The 16,017-nt window shown below is 63.1% G+C and carries 11 protein-coding genes and 1 tRNA gene; 7 read left to right on the top strand and 5 right to left on the bottom strand.

Annotation, left to right across the window (positions count from 1 at the left end):
• Positions 1–120 precede the first annotated feature (120 nt).
• The 4 genes from putA to AC1Q80_RS02045 all read left to right on the top strand — a co-directional run bounded on the left by putA (position 121) and on the right by AC1Q80_RS02045 (position 6,365).
• Positions 121–3,828 (top strand): trifunctional transcriptional regulator/proline dehydrogenase/L-glutamate gamma-semialdehyde dehydrogenase, encoded by a 3,708-nt coding sequence (putA, locus tag AC1Q80_RS02060; protein ID WP_492359506.1) that lies wholly within the window; start codon positions 121–123, stop codon positions 3,826–3,828.
• A gap of 344 nt (positions 3,829–4,172) precedes the next feature.
• The gene (locus AC1Q80_RS02055; protein WP_492359505.1) at positions 4,173–4,757 is read left to right on the top strand and encodes an IMPACT family protein; all 585 of its coding nucleotides are present in this window, start codon (positions 4,173–4,175) and stop codon (positions 4,755–4,757) included.
• 94 nt (positions 4,758–4,851) lie between these two features.
• On the top strand, positions 4,852–5,841 hold the full coding sequence (locus AC1Q80_RS02050; protein WP_492359504.1) for an aldo/keto reductase: 990 nt from the start codon (positions 4,852–4,854) through the stop codon (positions 5,839–5,841).
• A gap of 89 nt (positions 5,842–5,930) precedes the next feature.
• Positions 5,931–6,365, top strand: coding sequence for a DUF1810 domain-containing protein (locus tag AC1Q80_RS02045; RefSeq protein ID WP_492359503.1), 435 nt, complete (start codon positions 5,931–5,933; stop codon positions 6,363–6,365).
• Between the two features lie 613 nt (positions 6,366–6,978).
• On the opposite strand, the gene AC1Q80_RS02040 is transcribed toward AC1Q80_RS02045, so the two are convergent.
• From AC1Q80_RS02040 to AC1Q80_RS02020, 5 genes are all read right to left on the bottom strand, one after another.
• A tRNA-Arg gene (locus AC1Q80_RS02040) sits at positions 6,979–7,055 on the bottom strand.
• Between the two features lie 160 nt (positions 7,056–7,215).
• Complete coding sequence (locus AC1Q80_RS02035; protein WP_492359502.1) at positions 7,216–8,697, bottom strand: sensor histidine kinase; 1,482 nt, start codon at positions 8,695–8,697, stop codon at positions 7,216–7,218.
• 22 nt (positions 8,698–8,719) lie between these two features.
• Entirely contained in the window at positions 8,720–10,144 is a 1,425-nt protein-coding gene (locus AC1Q80_RS02030; protein ID WP_492359501.1) for a dihydrolipoyl dehydrogenase family protein, read from the bottom strand.
• A 16-nt stretch (positions 10,145–10,160) separates the two neighbouring features.
• Positions 10,161–10,961, bottom strand: a complete 801-nt coding sequence (locus AC1Q80_RS02025; protein WP_492359500.1) for a TVP38/TMEM64 family protein — start codon at positions 10,959–10,961, stop codon at positions 10,161–10,163.
• 244 nt (positions 10,962–11,205) lie between these two features.
• Positions 11,206–13,209, bottom strand: coding sequence for a methyl-accepting chemotaxis protein (locus tag AC1Q80_RS02020; protein WP_173418860.1), 2,004 nt, complete (start codon positions 13,207–13,209; stop codon positions 11,206–11,208).
• Between the two features lie 385 nt (positions 13,210–13,594).
• Between AC1Q80_RS02020 and rpmH the strand changes: the two genes are divergently transcribed.
• From rpmH to yidC, 3 genes are read left to right on the top strand one after another with little or no spacing between them, the layout of a single operon-like run.
• Positions 13,595–13,729: a 50S ribosomal protein L34 gene (gene rpmH, locus AC1Q80_RS02015; protein ID WP_077502936.1), complete on the top strand. Its 135-nt coding sequence runs from the start codon at positions 13,595–13,597 to the stop codon at positions 13,727–13,729.
• A gap of 20 nt (positions 13,730–13,749) precedes the next feature.
• Positions 13,750–14,148 carry a ribonuclease P protein component gene (gene rnpA, locus AC1Q80_RS02010; protein ID WP_025425750.1) on the top strand — a complete coding sequence of 133 codons (399 nt, stop codon included), beginning with the start codon at positions 13,750–13,752 and terminating at the stop codon, positions 14,146–14,148.
• Positions 14,148–15,944, top strand: coding sequence for a membrane protein insertase YidC (gene yidC / locus AC1Q80_RS02005; protein WP_492359847.1), 1,797 nt, complete (start codon positions 14,148–14,150; stop codon positions 15,942–15,944). Before rnpA ends, yidC begins: the two co-directional genes overlap by 1 nt.
• The last annotated feature ends 73 nt before the right edge of the window (positions 15,945–16,017 follow it).

Raw genomic sequence — 16,017 nt, 5'->3', positions numbered from 1 at the left:
AAACATTCCGAGATTCACGAAATTTGCCGGATGGATGTTCGGCGAAACGACGCGTATTTTCTGCCCACGATACCCAGGGCGCATTGCGCCTTGTCACCGCCTTCCAAAGGACAGCGTTCGATGAGCCAGAACCAGCTTCACAAATCCAGCCCAAAGGCCGATCAGGCCCCGGCACCCTTTGCCGATTTCGCGCCGCCGATCCGTGCGCAGAGCACGCTGCGCCAGGCGATTACCGCCGCCTATCGCCGTCCTGAAACCGAAGCCCTGCCATCGCTCGTCGAGGCCGCGACGCTTCCGGTCGAGACACAGAAGGCGGCCGCACGGACGGCCCGCAAGCTGATCGAAGCGCTGCGCGCAAAGCACAAGGGTTCCGGCGTCGAAGGTCTGGTGCACGAATACTCGCTGTCGAGCCAGGAAGGCGTGGCGCTGATGTGCCTGGCCGAAGCGCTTCTGCGCATTCCCGACAAAGCAACGCGCGACGCGCTGATCCGTGACAAGATCGCCGACGGCGACTGGAAGTCGCATCTGGGCGGCGGTCGCTCGCTGTTCGTCAACGCCGCAACCTGGGGTCTCGTCGTCACCGGCAAGCTGACGTCGACCGTCAACGACCGTAGCCTTTCGGCAGCCCTTACGCGCCTGATCGCTCGCTGCGGCGAACCGGTGATCCGCCGCGGCGTCGACATGGCGATGCGCATGATGGGCGAACAGTTCGTCACCGGCGAAACCATCGACGAGGCGCTGCGTCGCTCGCGCGCGCTCGAGCAGAAGGGCTTCCGCTACTCCTACGACATGCTGGGCGAGGCCGCGACCACGGCCGAAGACGCCGAGCGCTATTACAAGGACTACGAAACGGCGATCCACGCCATCGGCAAAGCTTCGGCCGGACGCGGCATCTATGAGGGCCCCGGCATCTCCATCAAGCTTTCGGCGCTGCATCCGCGCTATGTGCGCGCGCAATCCGCCCGCGTCATGGAAGAGCTGCTGCCGAAGGTGAAGGCGCTCGCCGTCATCGCCAAGAAATATGACATCGGCCTCAACATCGACGCCGAGGAAGCCGACCGGCTGGAGCTCTCGCTCGACCTGCTCGAAGAGCTTTGCCTCGACAAGGACCTTAGCGGCTGGGAAGGCATGGGCTTCGTGGTCCAGGCCTATGGCAAGCGCTGCCCCTTCGTGCTCGACTTCATCATCGACCTTGCCCGCCGTTCGGGTCGCCGCGTCATGGTTCGCCTGGTCAAGGGCGCCTATTGGGACGCCGAGATCAAGCGCGCCCAGCTCGACGGCCTGGAAGACTTCCCGGTCTACACCCGCAAGATCTACACCGACGTTTCCTACATCGCCTGCGCCCGCAAGCTGCTGGCGGCAACGGACGTGATCTTCCCGCAGTTTGCCACCCACAACGCCCAGTCGCTCGCCACCATCTACGAATTGGCCGGCAAGGACTTCCAGGTCGGCAAATACGAGTTCCAGTGCCTGCATGGCATGGGCGAGCCGCTCTATGACGAAGTCGTCGGCAAGAACAATCTCGACCGGCCGTGCCGCATCTATGCGCCTGTCGGCACCCACGAGACGCTGCTTGCCTATCTGGTGCGCCGCCTGCTCGAAAACGGCGCCAACTCCTCCTTCGTCAACCGCATCGCCGACCCGAAGGTCTCGATCGACGAACTGGTCGCTGATCCCGTCGATATCGTGCGCGCCATGCCGGTCGTCGGCGCGACGCATGCGCAGATCGCCCTGCCCGTCGGTCTCTTCGGCGACGCCCGCCCGAACTCCAGCGGACTCGACCTTTCCAACGAGACCTCGCTCGCTTCGCTGAGCGAAGCGCTGAAGGCCAGCGCTGCCATCGACTGGCGCGCCGAACCGCTGCTGGCAACAGGCCCCGCATCTGGCGAGACCCGTCCGGTTCTCAACCCGGGCGACCACCGCGATACCGTCGGCACTGTTACCGAGACATCGGAAGCAGACGCCCGGCAGGCTGCGACCTATGCCTCGAAGACAGCTGCAAGCTGGTCGGCGGTTTCGCCGGCAGACCGTGCGGCCATGCTCGTACGGGCGGCCGACATCATGCAGGCCCGCATGCCGACGCTGCTCGGCCTGATCGTGCGCGAAGCCGGCAAGTCGCTGCCGAACGCCATTGCCGAAGTGCGCGAAGCGATCGACTTCCTGCGCTACTATGCCGAACAGACCCGCCGCACGCTCGGCCCGGCCCACAAGGCGCTTGGGCCCATCGTCTGCATCAGCCCCTGGAACTTCCCGCTGGCGATTTTTGCCGGGCAGATTGCAGCAGCCCTCGTCGCCGGCAACCCGGTGCTGGCAAAGCCGGCCGAGGAAACGCCGCTGATCGCCGCCGAAGGCGTGCGTATCCTGCACGAAGCCGGCATTCCCGCCGACGCGCTGCAGCTGCTGCCCGGCGACGGCCGCATCGGCGCAGCCCTGGTTGCAGCTCCTGAAATCGCCGGCGTGATGTTCACCGGCTCGACCGAAGTCGCACGCCTGATCCAGGCGCAGCTTGCCGACCGTCTGTCGCCGTCGGGCCGGCCGATCCCGCTGATCGCCGAAACCGGTGGCCAGAATGCCATGATCGTCGACAGCTCGGCGCTCGCCGAGCAGGTCGTCGGCGACGTGATCGCCTCGGCCTTCGACAGCGCCGGCCAGCGTTGCTCGGCCCTGCGCGTGCTGTGCCTGCAGGAAGATGTCGCCGACCGCATTCTGGCAATGCTGAAGGGCGCGCTGCACGAACTGAAGATCGGCCGCACGGACAAGCTTTCCGTCGACGTCGGCCCTGTCATCACCGCAGAAGCCCAAGGGATCATCGAAAAGCACATCGAGACGATGCGCGGCATGGGCCGCAAGGTCGAGCAGATCGGCCTCGCATCCGAAACCGACCTCGGTACCTTCGTGCCGCCGACAATCGTCGAGCTCGAAAAGCTTGCCGACCTCAAGCGCGAAGTCTTCGGCCCGGTCCTGCACGTCATCCGCTACCGCCGCGACGATCTCGACCGGTTGATCGACGATATCAACGCGACCGGCTACGGCCTGACCTTCGGCCTGCACACCCGCCTCGACGAAACCATTGCCCACGTTACGTCGCGGGTGAAGGCCGGCAACCTCTACGTCAACCGCAACGTCATCGGCGCCGTGGTCGGCGTGCAGCCCTTCGGCGGCCGTGGCCTTTCCGGCACCGGCCCGAAGGCCGGCGGCCCGCTCTACCTCGGCCGCCTGGTTGCGACCGCCCCGGTGCCGCCGCAGCATAGCTCGGTGCACACCGATCCGGCACTGCTCGACTTTGCCAAGTGGCTCGACGGCAAGGGCGCCAAGGCCGAAGCGGAAGCTGCCCGCACCGCCGGCAGCAACTCGGCCCTCGGCCTTATCTCCGAGCTTCCGGGGCCGGTTGGCGAGCGCAACCTCTATGCGCTTCATCCGCGCGGCCGCGTGCTTTTGGTGCCGGCGACCGAAACCGGCCTCTATCGCCAGCTCGGCGCGGCGCTTGCGACCGGCAACACCGTCGTTATCGACGCGGCTTCCGGCTTGCAGTCTTCACTGAAGGGCCTGCCGGCCAGTGTTTCCACCCGGCTGTCCTGGTCGAAGGAGTGGTCTGCCGATGGTCCATTCGCCGGGGCACTGGTCGAAGGCGACGGCGAGCGCGTCCGTCAGGTCAGCAAGGTGATTGCCGGCCTGCCGGGTCCGCTGGTCCTGGTCCAGGCTGCCTCAACCAACGAGATCGTCCGCAACCCCGACGCCTATTGCCTCAACTGGCTGCTCGAAGAGGTCTCCACCTCGATCAACACGGCCGCTGCCGGCGGCAACGCCAGCCTGATGGCGATCGGCTGATCAAAACCGGGTCCACGAGACAAGACTGCCTCTCCCGAACGCGGGAGAGGCGATGAAGGGGCTGGGGTCAACCCGGTGGCGATGGCCCTCCCCTCTCCTCCTCATCTCTGTGCTTGTCACAGAGATCCAGCTGCGCCGTGTCGGCGGCGCGAAAGAACCTTTCAACGCGACACCGCAAACCGAATCTTCTCACGGCGCAGACGCGCCGTGACTGGATTCCTGTGACAAGCACAGCAATGAGGGCTGGTGAGGCTGATGTGCATGCCTGCGTCCGGTTGAAGCCGAACCACGGTGGCGCCAATCCGCACAATCCGTTATCAGCGTTATCCAAACGGAAGCAGCGGATGTTCACCCTCAAGCGCACGGAAACCTCGACGCAGGAAATCAAGAAGAGCCGGTTTGTGGCAATCTGCGCCCCCGTGCCCGACGAGCAGGCGGCAAAGGCTTTCCTCGCTCAGCATTCCGACCCGATGGCCAATCATAATTGCTGGGCCTGGCGCATCGGCCAGGCGTACCGCTTCAACGACGACGGCGAGCCGAGCGGCACCGCAGGCAAGCCGATCCTCGCGGCAATCGACGGTCAGGCACTCGATCACGTCGTTGTCGTGGTCACCCGCTGGTTCGGCGGTATCCTGCTTGGCAGCGGCGGCCTGATCCGCGCCTATGGCGGCACCGCTGCGCTCTGCCTGCGGGCAGCCGAGAAGATCGAGATGATCGAGACGATGCGCGCCACCATTGCCTGCGACTTTGGCGATCTGGCGCTGATCAAGGCGCGCCTGCTCGCCCGCGACGTGACGCTCGCCGGCGAAAGCTTCACCGACAGGGGGCCGGTGATGACGGTCGATATGCGCAAGGACGAGGCGGACGACATTCTAGCCATGGTCACCGATCTCAGCCGCGGCCGTGCCGTGATCTCGACCGACGATTGAGCGGCTTCCCTTCATCCGCGAAATCATCATAAAAACGACCGACAAACTCGATAATATTCAATCCCGTAACGGGTTCGCCAAGGAGATGATCAGCATGAAAACGAGAGTTCTGGGCAAGACAGGTGCGACGATTTCTGAAATCGGCTTCGGCGCCTGGCAGATCGGCGGCTCCTGGGGCGATGTCAGCGAAGCGGACGGCAAGCGCGCGCTGAACGCGGCCCTCGACAGCGGCGTCACCTTCGTCGATACCGCCGACGTCTATGGCGACGGCCGCTCCGAAAAGATCATCGCCGCCGTCCTGAAGGAACGTGGCGGCGAAAAGCCGTTCGTCGCCACCAAGGCAGGGCGCCGGTTGAACCCGCACGCGACAGAAGGCTACACCGGCGCCAACATCGAGGCGTTCATCGACCGCAGCTTGAGCAATCTCGGTGTCGAGACGCTGGATCTCGTGCAGCTCCACTGCCCGCCGACCGAGGTCTACTACCGTCCGGATCTGTTCGGCGCGCTCGACCAGCTGATCACCAAGGGCAAGATCCGCCACTATGGTGTCTCGGTCGAGAAGGTCGAGGAAGCGCTGAAGGCGATCGAGTATCCGGGTGTCGCCACCGTCCAGATCATCTACAACATCTTCCGCCAGCGGCCTCAGGACCTGTTCTTCGCCGAGGCGAAGAAGAAGAAGAATGTCGGTGTCATCGTCCGCGTGCCGCTCGCCTCCGGGCTGCTGTCGGGCAAGATCAGCCGTGACACGGACTTTGCCGCCGACGATCACCGCAACTTCAACCGCCACGGCGAAGCCTTCGACGTCGGCGAGACCTTTGCCGGCGTGCCCTTTGACGCGGCACTGGACGCCGTCGAGCAGTTGCGCCCGCTGGTGCCCGCAGGCGTGCCGATGGCACAGTTCGCGCTACGCTGGATCCTGGAGCAGGAGGCGGTCTCCGTCGTCATCCCCGGCGCCCGCAACGAGGCGCAGGCACAGTCCAATGCGGCTGCAAGCGCACTGCCTGCCATCGACGAGAAAACCAAGGCCGCCATCGCTGCGCTTTACGAGCGGCAGGTCAAGGTTCATGTTCATCATCGCTGGTAGAATGCACCGCGGCCGCCAATGGGCATGACCGGCGGCAATTGACACGGCCGTGGCGGGCACACAGACGCGCCAGGGCGAAAGTAGGGACCATGACCGACCCTTTCACGCTGCAACGCTTCGTCGACGCCCAGAGCCGCATTTACGCGGCGGCGCTCGACGAACTGCGGCGCGGCCGCAAGGAGACACACTGGATGTGGTTCGTCTTCCCCCAGCTTGCCGGCCTCGGACACTCGCCCATGGCCCAACGCTATTCCATTTCAGGCCTTCCGGAGGCTCGCGCCTACCTCGCCCAGTCGATCCTCGGGCCAAGGCTCATCGATTGCACCGAGACCGTCAACGGCATTACCGGGCGTTCAGCACTCGACATCTTCTCCAGCCCTGACGACATGAAGTTTCGCTCGTCGATGACCCTGTTTTCGAAGGCCTCAGCCGCCGGCAGCGTCTTCGATCAGGCACTTGAGCTTTACTTCGCGGGGGAAATGGATCGGCGGACGCTCGACTTGCTCGGCCAGCCTTCGGCATGAGTGCGTACAAGCGCAACGGGCTTCGGGCCCGCGCATCCCGTCAGACGCCGTGTGCGGCGCTCGCCAGGAAGAACAGGATCACGAAAGCGCAGACAGATAGCCCGGCAACAATCACCAGCAGCTCTTTCATCATGTAACGATACATCGGGCACCTCCTTTCCATTCCGCCGTCGCACGACAAACCCAATGCGCGACGGGTACGGCAACGCTCCACCCGCTGCATGATTTTTTCTTCCAATCGAAACCGATCTGAAGACTCACGCAGCCGCGATGCGTCACCCTCTATATGGGAATCGCACGCGGCGGTTTTGACACGCCGACTTCAAAAAATTGTGAGGTCGCTTCCCTTTTCCGGTCGCTGCAAGCGCCTCCGGATCGTATCCGCCCGCCCTTTGCTTAGGCGCGACGCAATCGACTTTTATAAATCACATTATACTAATATATATAGGATTGTCACAGGCGTTTTTGCCCGCCGGCCGAAAGACGTATCGCGCTCAAGTGGACTAGCTTGGAGAGGTAAACGGAATGGAATGTTGGCAGAACCCCGGGCGCAAACGCGCCGCCACCGCACCTTGCGGTGCTATCACTTGAACTGCTAAGTTATTGAGAAGAATGGCGCACCCGAAGAGATTCGAACTCCTGACCCCCAGATTCGTAGTCTGGTGCTCTATCCAGCTGAGCTACGGGTGCGTCTCGAAGCGGCGAACCGCTTGCGTGAGCGGTTCTCTAAAGAGTCCTTTCGGGGATTGCAAGCGCCGTTCGGCAAAAAAGTTTCATTTTTACGACGGCGAGGTTTCAAGCTGTGGATTTTCACGGCGAAATCGGCGCGCGATCTCACCCGCAAACCCCTTCAATGGCGGGCTTTGGAGCGAAATGCGTCGAGTGGAACCGGGCGATCCGGCAGTTCGATGCGAAACAGCGTTCCCGGCGTCGGCTTTTCCACAAGGGCGATGGTGCCACCATGGGCGAGCACCAATTCGCGGGCAATCGCCAGCCCGAGACCCGTGCCGCCGGAGCGCGCCGAGCCGCGAAAAGCGGCAAAAAGGTTCTCGCGGGCCTTTGGCGGCATACCCGGGCCGGTATCATCGACGGAAATGGTGACGACGCTGCCCATGCGCATCGCCGAAACACTGATCACACGCGGCCGACCATCCTCGGCCTCGTGATTCGTTAGCGCCTGGACGGCGTTGCGGCAGATATTGTGCACCACGCGGAACAATTGCTCGCTGTCGGCATCGACCTCGAGGTCGTCCTGCACCTGGATCTGGAACTCGATGCCGGATTGCGGGTCGATCGAAAGCAGCTCGGCGACATCGGAGACCAGCGGCTTCAAGGCGACGAAGCGGCGATGCGGCTCGGCCTCGGTGGTGCGCCCGTAGGAGAGCACTTCGCGGGTATAGCCGACGGCGCGGTCGATCGCCCGCAGCAGTGTCGGCGCAAAGCGCTTGACGACGGGATCGTCGACATCGGCGAGACGGTCGGAGATCAGCTGCGCCGACGACAGGATGTTGCGCATGTCGTGGTTGATCTTCGACACGGCGAGACCGAGTTCAGCGAGGCTCTTCTGTTGCTTCAGCGTCTTCTGCAGCTCGCGCTGCATGCTGGCCAGATGCTGGCCGGCCACCGCCAGTTCGTCACGTCCCTCCGGCGGAACGAGCACGCGCGCCGGATTGGACGGGTCGTCTGAGAATTCCTGCATGCTCGCCGTCATCCGGCGGATCGGCACGATCAGCATCCGGTTGATGGCAAGAAAGATCAAGGTCGCCGTGATCAGCGAGATGATGATCGACAGGAAGAAGACATTGCGGGAATAGACCAGCATCGCCTTGTGCAGGCTGGCATCCGCCATGACGAGCTCGATCACCGCGTCGCTTTCGCCGAGCGGCCCGTAGACGCGCACCACGCGGTTGCCGCCGAACAGGAGCGTATCGAAGGCATCGTGGATTGCCGCAAAGGCGGTAAAATTGGCCGTGTCGTATTCGCCGTCGATCTCCGATGGCATGTCAGCGGCGGCGATCATCCGCGAGGCGTCCTTGCGGCGAATGACGATTGCCTTGGTCCCCGTCGCCATCAACGTGTCGTCCTGGACGTTGCGCGGCAGCTCGACATTCTGCAGGCCGTCGACGACGACGGCGGCGGCGGCAACCGTGTTCAGCCGATCCTGAAGCCAGCGAATGCGCATGTTGGCAACCGAGGGCACGAAGATGAGCACCTCCGCCAGCATGACGAAAACGATCGTCAAAAGCAGCAGCTTGCCCGAGAGCCCACGGAAGAAACCCGCGGCAGCCCGCGGCGCTTCCCTCCCCGTCGTCGGCTGCGGCTCTTCGCTCATCGTTCCGAAAATTCCCTGTCCGTCAGCCGAAAACCCGCAAGGCCCTGATGGCGGACCGCACGACGGCATTCTTCGCCAGGGGCGCATAATAGGAGATGACCGCCTGTTTTCCAATCTCGGAAAGGGTCGGATAGGGTGCGACATAGCCGCGGATCTGCTTGAGCGTCATGGCATTCGCGACCGCAAGCGACCACATGTTGATCAACTCTCCCGCGCCGGGGGCGGCAATGCCGACGCCGAGGATGCGTCCACGGCGGCCGACGATAATCTTGATCAGGCCGGCTTCGGCCCCGTCTGTGCGGGCGCGATCGCTCAGGGCGAGGTCGGTCCTGATGATCCCGACGGCGCCGAATTCCTCCCGCGCCTTGGTCTCGCTCCATCCGACCTCGGCGATCTCAGGATCGGCGTAGGTGACCTTCGGTACGATCGCGCGGTCTTCCCGCGCCGGCAATCGGAACAGCATCTGCTGCAGCACGAGCCGAGCATGGTAGCTCGCCACATGGGTGAACTGCAGCCCGCCGGCAGCATCGCCGATCGCATAGACGCGGCGATTGCTGGTGCGAAGGTTCGACCCGACCTCTATGCCCTTGGCGTCGTGGTCTATACCGGCTGCAGACAAGCCGAGCGATGCATGGTTCGGGCGACGGCCTGCGGCGAGCAGGAGATCGCTGCCTTCGACCTGGAAAGCGCCAGTGCCATTCTCGCATCGCAGAACGATCCGCCCGCCGCTTTGCACGGCCTCCAGGATCGTCGTTGCCTCGTGCAGGACCACGCCTTCGCTGCGAAGCGCGGCAATCGCGATCGCGGCCAGTTCCGGATCGGCACCCGATAGCGCCCGTCGGCTTTCGATCACGGTGACTTCGGCACCGAGGCGGCGATAGGCCTGCGCCATCTCGATGCCAACGGGACCTGCACCGACAACGATCAGATGAGCCGGCAACCGGGTCAGATCGAACAGCGTTTCGTTGGTCAGGAACGCCACTTTGTCGAGGCCCGGAACATCAGGGATCGCGGGAGACGAACCGGTCGCGATCACGAACCGCCGGGCGCGGATGAGGTGGTCGCCCGCTGCAACGGTGTTTTCATCGACGAATCGGGCGGAGGATTGCAGCACTTCGACGCCGAGGCCGGTAAAGCGCTCGACGCTGTCGTGCGGGGCGATGCTGGCGATGACCTCGTGGATGCGAGCATGAAGGTGTTCATAGTCGACGACGGGCTCGCTTGCCGTCAGGCCGAACCGGCCGGCCATGCGGATCGCCTGGGCGTGCCTGGCAGCGGCAATCAGCGTCTTCGACGGCACGCACCCGTGGTTCAGGCAATCGCCGCCCATCATGCCCCGCTCGATCAGGACCACCGGAACGCCGAAGGCGGCGGCACCAGCCGCCACGGAAAGTCCGGCGGCACCGCCACCGATCACGCAGATATCCGGATTGATGACCTTCGCCACGCCAGCCCCATGCCCTTCAAACAGCCTTGCGGCGCGACCATACCCGCTTGAAGGCGAGTGGCAATGCCGCAATGAGCGCAAGCGCCACGAGCGCCAGGGTCAGCTTCGGCGTTGCAAAATCCGACAGGGACAGCTCGCGACCGGCGGCGGCCGAGCGCGCGATCACCTCATCGAGCCCACCGCCGAGCCAGGCATAGGCGAAGGTGGCGGGGATGATGCCGATCAAGGTCGCCATGGCGAACGTCCGCAATCTCACCTCGAAGAACGCCGGCGCAATATTGACGATGAAGAAGGGAAAGATCGGCGCCAGCCGCAGCACGAGAAGGTAGACAAACGCATTGCGGCAGAACCCGTCGGCAAAGCGTGCGAGGAATGGCCCGGCTCGTCGGCGCAAGAGATCGCCGAACATGCTGCGTGCCGCCACAAACAGGAGGCAGGAGCCGAGCGTCGCGGCGGCCACGGCAAGGAGCCCGCCGCCGGCACAGCCGAAGAGAAAGCCGGCAAAGATCGTCAGGACCGAAGCAGCCGGGATCGAAAACACGACGATCGCGATGTAGACGAGGAAAAACAGACCGGCCGCCTGGGCAGGATAGGCTTCGACATAGAGACGCAACGCCTCGCGGTGATGGACGAGTGCGCCCAGCGACAAATAGCGCTGCAGACCGAACGCGTAGGCGGCAAAACCGCCGGCGACGAGAAGCATCAACAGTACCAGTCGCCACGCAATCCTGCCACGGTCCTCGGACGTACCCTCGTCAAGCGCCTGTGGTGGCGTTGGAGGAGTATCCCCGGCTCTGTTGGTGGCGCTTCGGTACATGTGATTTCGTTTCTTGGAAAACTCTGTCCTTGCAGTATCGGCAATCCGCGCCGGCGACCAATAACGAATGGTCGCGTCGCAAAACGTCAGCGTGAACGGGCCGGCAAGACAACTCACGTTGCCGTGAGACGAAAGCTGTTGCGTCAACGGCAGTACCAGGATCGCTGTTTATCCACGAAAAACGCCCGCGGAGGCGTCAACCGTCCGCGGGCGTCGATGGCTGCGATCCGTCAAACCGGACGGATCAGAATTCTTCCCAGTTGTCCCTGGCGACAGCGGCCGAGGATCCGCCGCTGAAGGCGCGGGCGACGTTGCCCATCATCCGACGTGCGGGCGATTCCACCGGACGGCTGGTTTCCCGCGCCGGTGCGATCGTGCGCGCGGCCTGGTTCCCGTCGAGCTTGAAGTAGGCGATCAGGCTCGCCAGGTTGTTGGCCTCCGCCGACAGCTTGTGGGTCGCGGCATTGGCCTCTTCCACCATGGCGGCGTTCTGCTGGGTGACCTGGTCCATCTGGTTGACGGCGGTGCTGACTTCGCCAAGGCCGGTCGACTGTTCGCGCGCGGCCGTGGCGATCGAGTGGATATGGTCGTTGATCTTGAGGACGCGCTCCTCGATCTCGCCAAGCGCCGAGCCGGTCTCCTGCACCAGCCGGACGCCGGTTGCGACTTCCGAGCCGGACTTCGAGATCAGAGCCTTGATGTCCTTGGCCGCACTTGCCGCACGCTGGGCAAGCTCACGGACTTCCTGGGCGACGACGGCAAAGCCCTTGCCGGCATCACCGGCACGCGCTGCTTCCACGCCAGCGTTCAGCGCCAGCAGGTTGGTCTGGAAGGCGATCTCGTCGATGACGTTGGTGATCTGACCGATCTCGCTCGATGCCTGCTCGATGCGGCCCATGGCCTCGACCGCATTGCGCACGACGGCGGCGGATTCGGCAGCGCTCTCCTTGGCTTCGTTGACCATCACGGTCGCTTCCTGCGCCCGCTCGGTCGAACTGCGCACTGCCACGGTGATCTCGTCGAGTGCCGCCGAGGTCTCTTCAAGGGCCGCCGCCTGCTGTTCGGTGCGCTTCGACAGGTCATCGGCGGCAGAGCGAAGCTCGGACGAGTTGCCGTTGATCGAGTCCGTGGTGACACGCACTTCGCGCAGCGTCTTCTGCAGCGTCGACAGCGTCTCGTTGACGTTCTTCTGCAGTTCGGCAAAGGCGCCCTGGAACTGGCCGTTCATGCTCTGGGTCAGGTCGCCGCCGGCAAGGCTGGCGATGACGCGGCGCGTTTCGGCGATGCCGGCATCGACGCTGCCGACGAGCTCGTTGACGCTCGACGCAAAGCGGTTGAGATCGTCGTTCTCGTAGTCCTTGCCGATCCGCTTGGTGAAGTCACCGGCGGCGGCGGCCGAGACGACGACGCCAATGCTGGTCTGCAGGTCGGCGCTCTTTTCGCGCAGCGCCGCTTCCTGGGCGTTGAGATCGCGAACGGCAAGGCCGTTCTGCTTGAAGATCTGCACGGCCGCAGCCATTTCGCCGATTTCGTCCTTGCGGTCGGCAAAGGGCACGTCGGCGGAGAGGTCGCCACCGGCGAGCTGCTTCATCTTGCCCGTCAGGTCGAGGATCGGCCGGCTCAGATGGTTGGTGCCGATATAGAAGGCGGTGCCGATACCGACGGCAAGCCCGAGCCCGGCGATGCCGAGAATGATGACGATGACAGAACGCTCGAACGAGGCGATGTCGGCCTGGACGGTCTGAAGCGTTGCGAGGTTCGCTTCGACGACGGCGTCGATCTCGGCCTGGAAGGCCTTGCGGTTGGCGCGGTTGGCGTCGTTGTTGCCCTGTTCGTTGGCCGCCTGCGGCGAAACTTCCTGGCTAAGACGCGCGGTTTCGACGCGGAACGCCTTGAATTCCTCGGCGCGCTTGGTCAGCGCATCGAACGAGCCGAGCTTGTCGGCCGGCACGAGCGGGCGCCATTCCTTGAACAGCACATCGATCTTTTCGAGATTCTTCAGAATGCCCTCGGCAAAGGGCTTTGCCTTTTCGGTGGTCGGCGCTGCGTAAATTCCGCGCGCTTCCATCACGACGCCGGTTACCAGTCGATTGAGGTGCTCGCCGTTGAAGGCACGCTCTGAGGCGTTCTGATACTGATGGAACCGGCTGTTGTATTGAGAAACGACCAACAGTGACATGCCGGTCACCGCGATCGCCAGGAGGCTCATGACCCCAACGATCAGATTGATCTTACCGCGTATTTTCATCCCTGCCTCCACGACACCGCGAGACTTGCCCGGTTATCGGAAGGTCGCGGCTATTGCACCGCGGCCACGCTAAAACATCCATGGTTAATAAAGATCATCGTGGACAGCAGGCATTCTAGGGAGGGCGTGTTAGCTCTCTGTTTACCAACGTGAGATAGCGCGCCGCGGTGCATGCGCGCGAAATCGAGGTCGCGCCGACACCGGGCTATGATCACTTTTGCCTGTTGGACGGGCCCGCGCGATTGACTTTCCGGGAAAATTGCCTTTATAAGCCGCCCACGTCCGGCCAAGCCTGCCTGCCCGACAGGCGGAGCTATGTCCTGAACGTAAACGCTCCTTGCTACATGCAAACCCAAGAAGGGCCGCACACCGCGGTATTAAATAAATGAAGCGTACTTACCAACCGTCCAAGCTTGTTCGCAAGCGCCGTCACGGCTTCCGCGCACGCATGTCCACCGCTGGTGGCCAGAAGGTCCTCGCAGCCCGCCGGGCTCGTGGCCGCAAGCGTCTTTCGGCTTAAGCCGAAGTTGCCCGAAACCAGTGTCCGGGCACATGACGTCAGATAAAGACAAAACGACTGTCGGGCGGCTGAAAAGCCGTCCGCAGTTTTTGGCCGTTCGGGCAGGAGAAAGCCGTAGAGGCCCGCTGTTTCTCCTCGAAGTGCTCGACCGCAACGATCCGGAGGGCGAAGCCCGCGTCGGCTTCACCGTCACCAAGAAACACGGCAATGCCGTCGAGCGAAACCGGATGCGCCGACGCCTGAAAGAGGCGGTGCGGCTTTCCGCCGGGTTTGCAATGAAACCCGGACACGACTATGTGATTGTCGCCCGACGCGATCTCCTGAATGCCCCCTTCGACGCCTTGACCCGGGGGCTTGGCGAGCGCATCGAAAACAAGCCGAAACAGAAGCGGCCGCCGGCCGGTTCCAGGAAACAATGATGGAAAAAAACCGCAACTATTTCGTGGCGATTGGCCTGTCCGTGCTGATCCTCGTCGCCTGGCAGTTCCTTTACGTCAATCCGAAGATTGAAAAGGAACGCATCGCTGCGGAAGCGCTGCAGGCCCAACAGGCTCAGCAGGCCCAATCGCAGCCGAGTACAACGGCGCAACAGCCGGCGACCGGACAGGCCCTGCCTGGTGGCACAGTTCCCGGCACCGGCGAAAACCGCGACCAGGCGCTGGCAAAGTCGGCCCGCGTTGCGATCGACACGCCTGCGGTTTCCGGTTCCATCAACCTGACTGGCGCGCGCTTCGACGATCTCAAGCTCAAGGCCTACCACGAGACCGTCAGCAAGCAGAGCCCGATCATCACCCTGTTCAGCCCGGCCGAGACCACCGACGGTTACTTCACCGAAATCGGTTATGTCGGCGACGCGGCAAGCGGCAGCGTGCCCGGTCCGCAGACCGTCTGGACGCTTTCGGGCGGCGACAAGCTGACGCCCGCAACGCCGGTGACGCTCACCTACACCAACGAGAAGGGCATCACCTTCAACCGCACGATCTCGATCGACGACCGCTACATGTTCCAGGTGGTCGACAGCATCAAGAATGCTACGGCTGAACCTGTATCGCTGTCGTCCTACGGCCGCGTGACGCGCTTCAACAAGCCGACGACACCGAGCGTCTACGTTCTGCATGAAGGCTTCATCGGCTACATCGGCGAGCATGGCCTGCAGGAAGTCGGCTATTCCAAGATCGAGGACGACAAGGCGATCGAGCCCGGCAAGGCGACCGGCGGCTGGCTCGGCATCACCGACAAATATTGGGCCGCAGCGGTCATTCCGCCGCAGGCAACCCCTTTCGAGACCCGCTTCTCGCACTTCACCGACGGTCGCGCCCGCTTCCAGAGCGACTACAAGAGCGACGCAATCACCATTGCCCCCGGCCAGTCCTCGGAACTCAAGAACCTCGTTTTTGCCGGCGCCAAGGAAGTTCCCGTCGTCGACAATTATGAGGCCGCCTATTCGATCCCCAACTTCGACAAGCTGATCGACTGGGGTTGGTTCTACTTCATCACCAAGCCGATGTTCAAAATGATGGATTACTTCTATCGTTTGATCGGCAATTTCGGCATCGCCATCCTGATCACGACGATCGTGGTCAAGCTCCTGTTCTTCCCGCTCGCCAATAAGCAGTACGCTTCGATGGCGAACATGAAGAAGGTTCAGCCGAAGATGGAAGAGCTGAAGAAGAAGTTCGGCGACGACCGCATGGGCCTGCAGCAGGCAATGATGCAGCTCTACAAGGAAGAGAAGATCAATCCGCTTGCAGGCTGCTGGCCGATCCTGATCCAGATTCCGGTGTTCTTCGCGCTCTACAAGGTGATCTACATCACCATCGAAATGCGCCACGCACCGTTCTTCGGCTGGATCCACGACCTCTCCGCGCCGGACCCGACGACGATCTTCAACCTCTTCGGCCTCTTGCCGTTCGACGCACCGTCGTTCCTGCACCTCGGCGTCTGGCCGATCATCATGGGCATCACCATGTTCGTGCAGATGCGCATGAACCCGACACCGCCCGATCCGACCCAGGCGATGCTGTTCACCTGGATGCCCGTGGTCTTCACCTTCATGCTGGCCTCCTTCCCGGCCGGTCTGGTCATCTACTGGGCCTGGAACAACACGCTTTCGGTGGCGCAGCAGTCGATCATCATGAAGCGCCAGGGCGTGAAGATCGAGCTGTTCGACAATCTGAAGAACCTGTTCTCGAAGAAACCCAAGCCGGCGGAATAACGCCGGCAGACAGAGCGCTTGCAAGGCCCCGGATCGAAAGGTCCGGGGCTTTTTCGTTGGTACTTATCCCTGT

The organism is Ensifer sp. GW823-FHT05D09 (assembly GCF_058795755.1).
The sequence above is the reverse complement of the archived record's forward strand: the minus strand, read 5'-3'. Positions and strand labels throughout refer to the sequence as shown.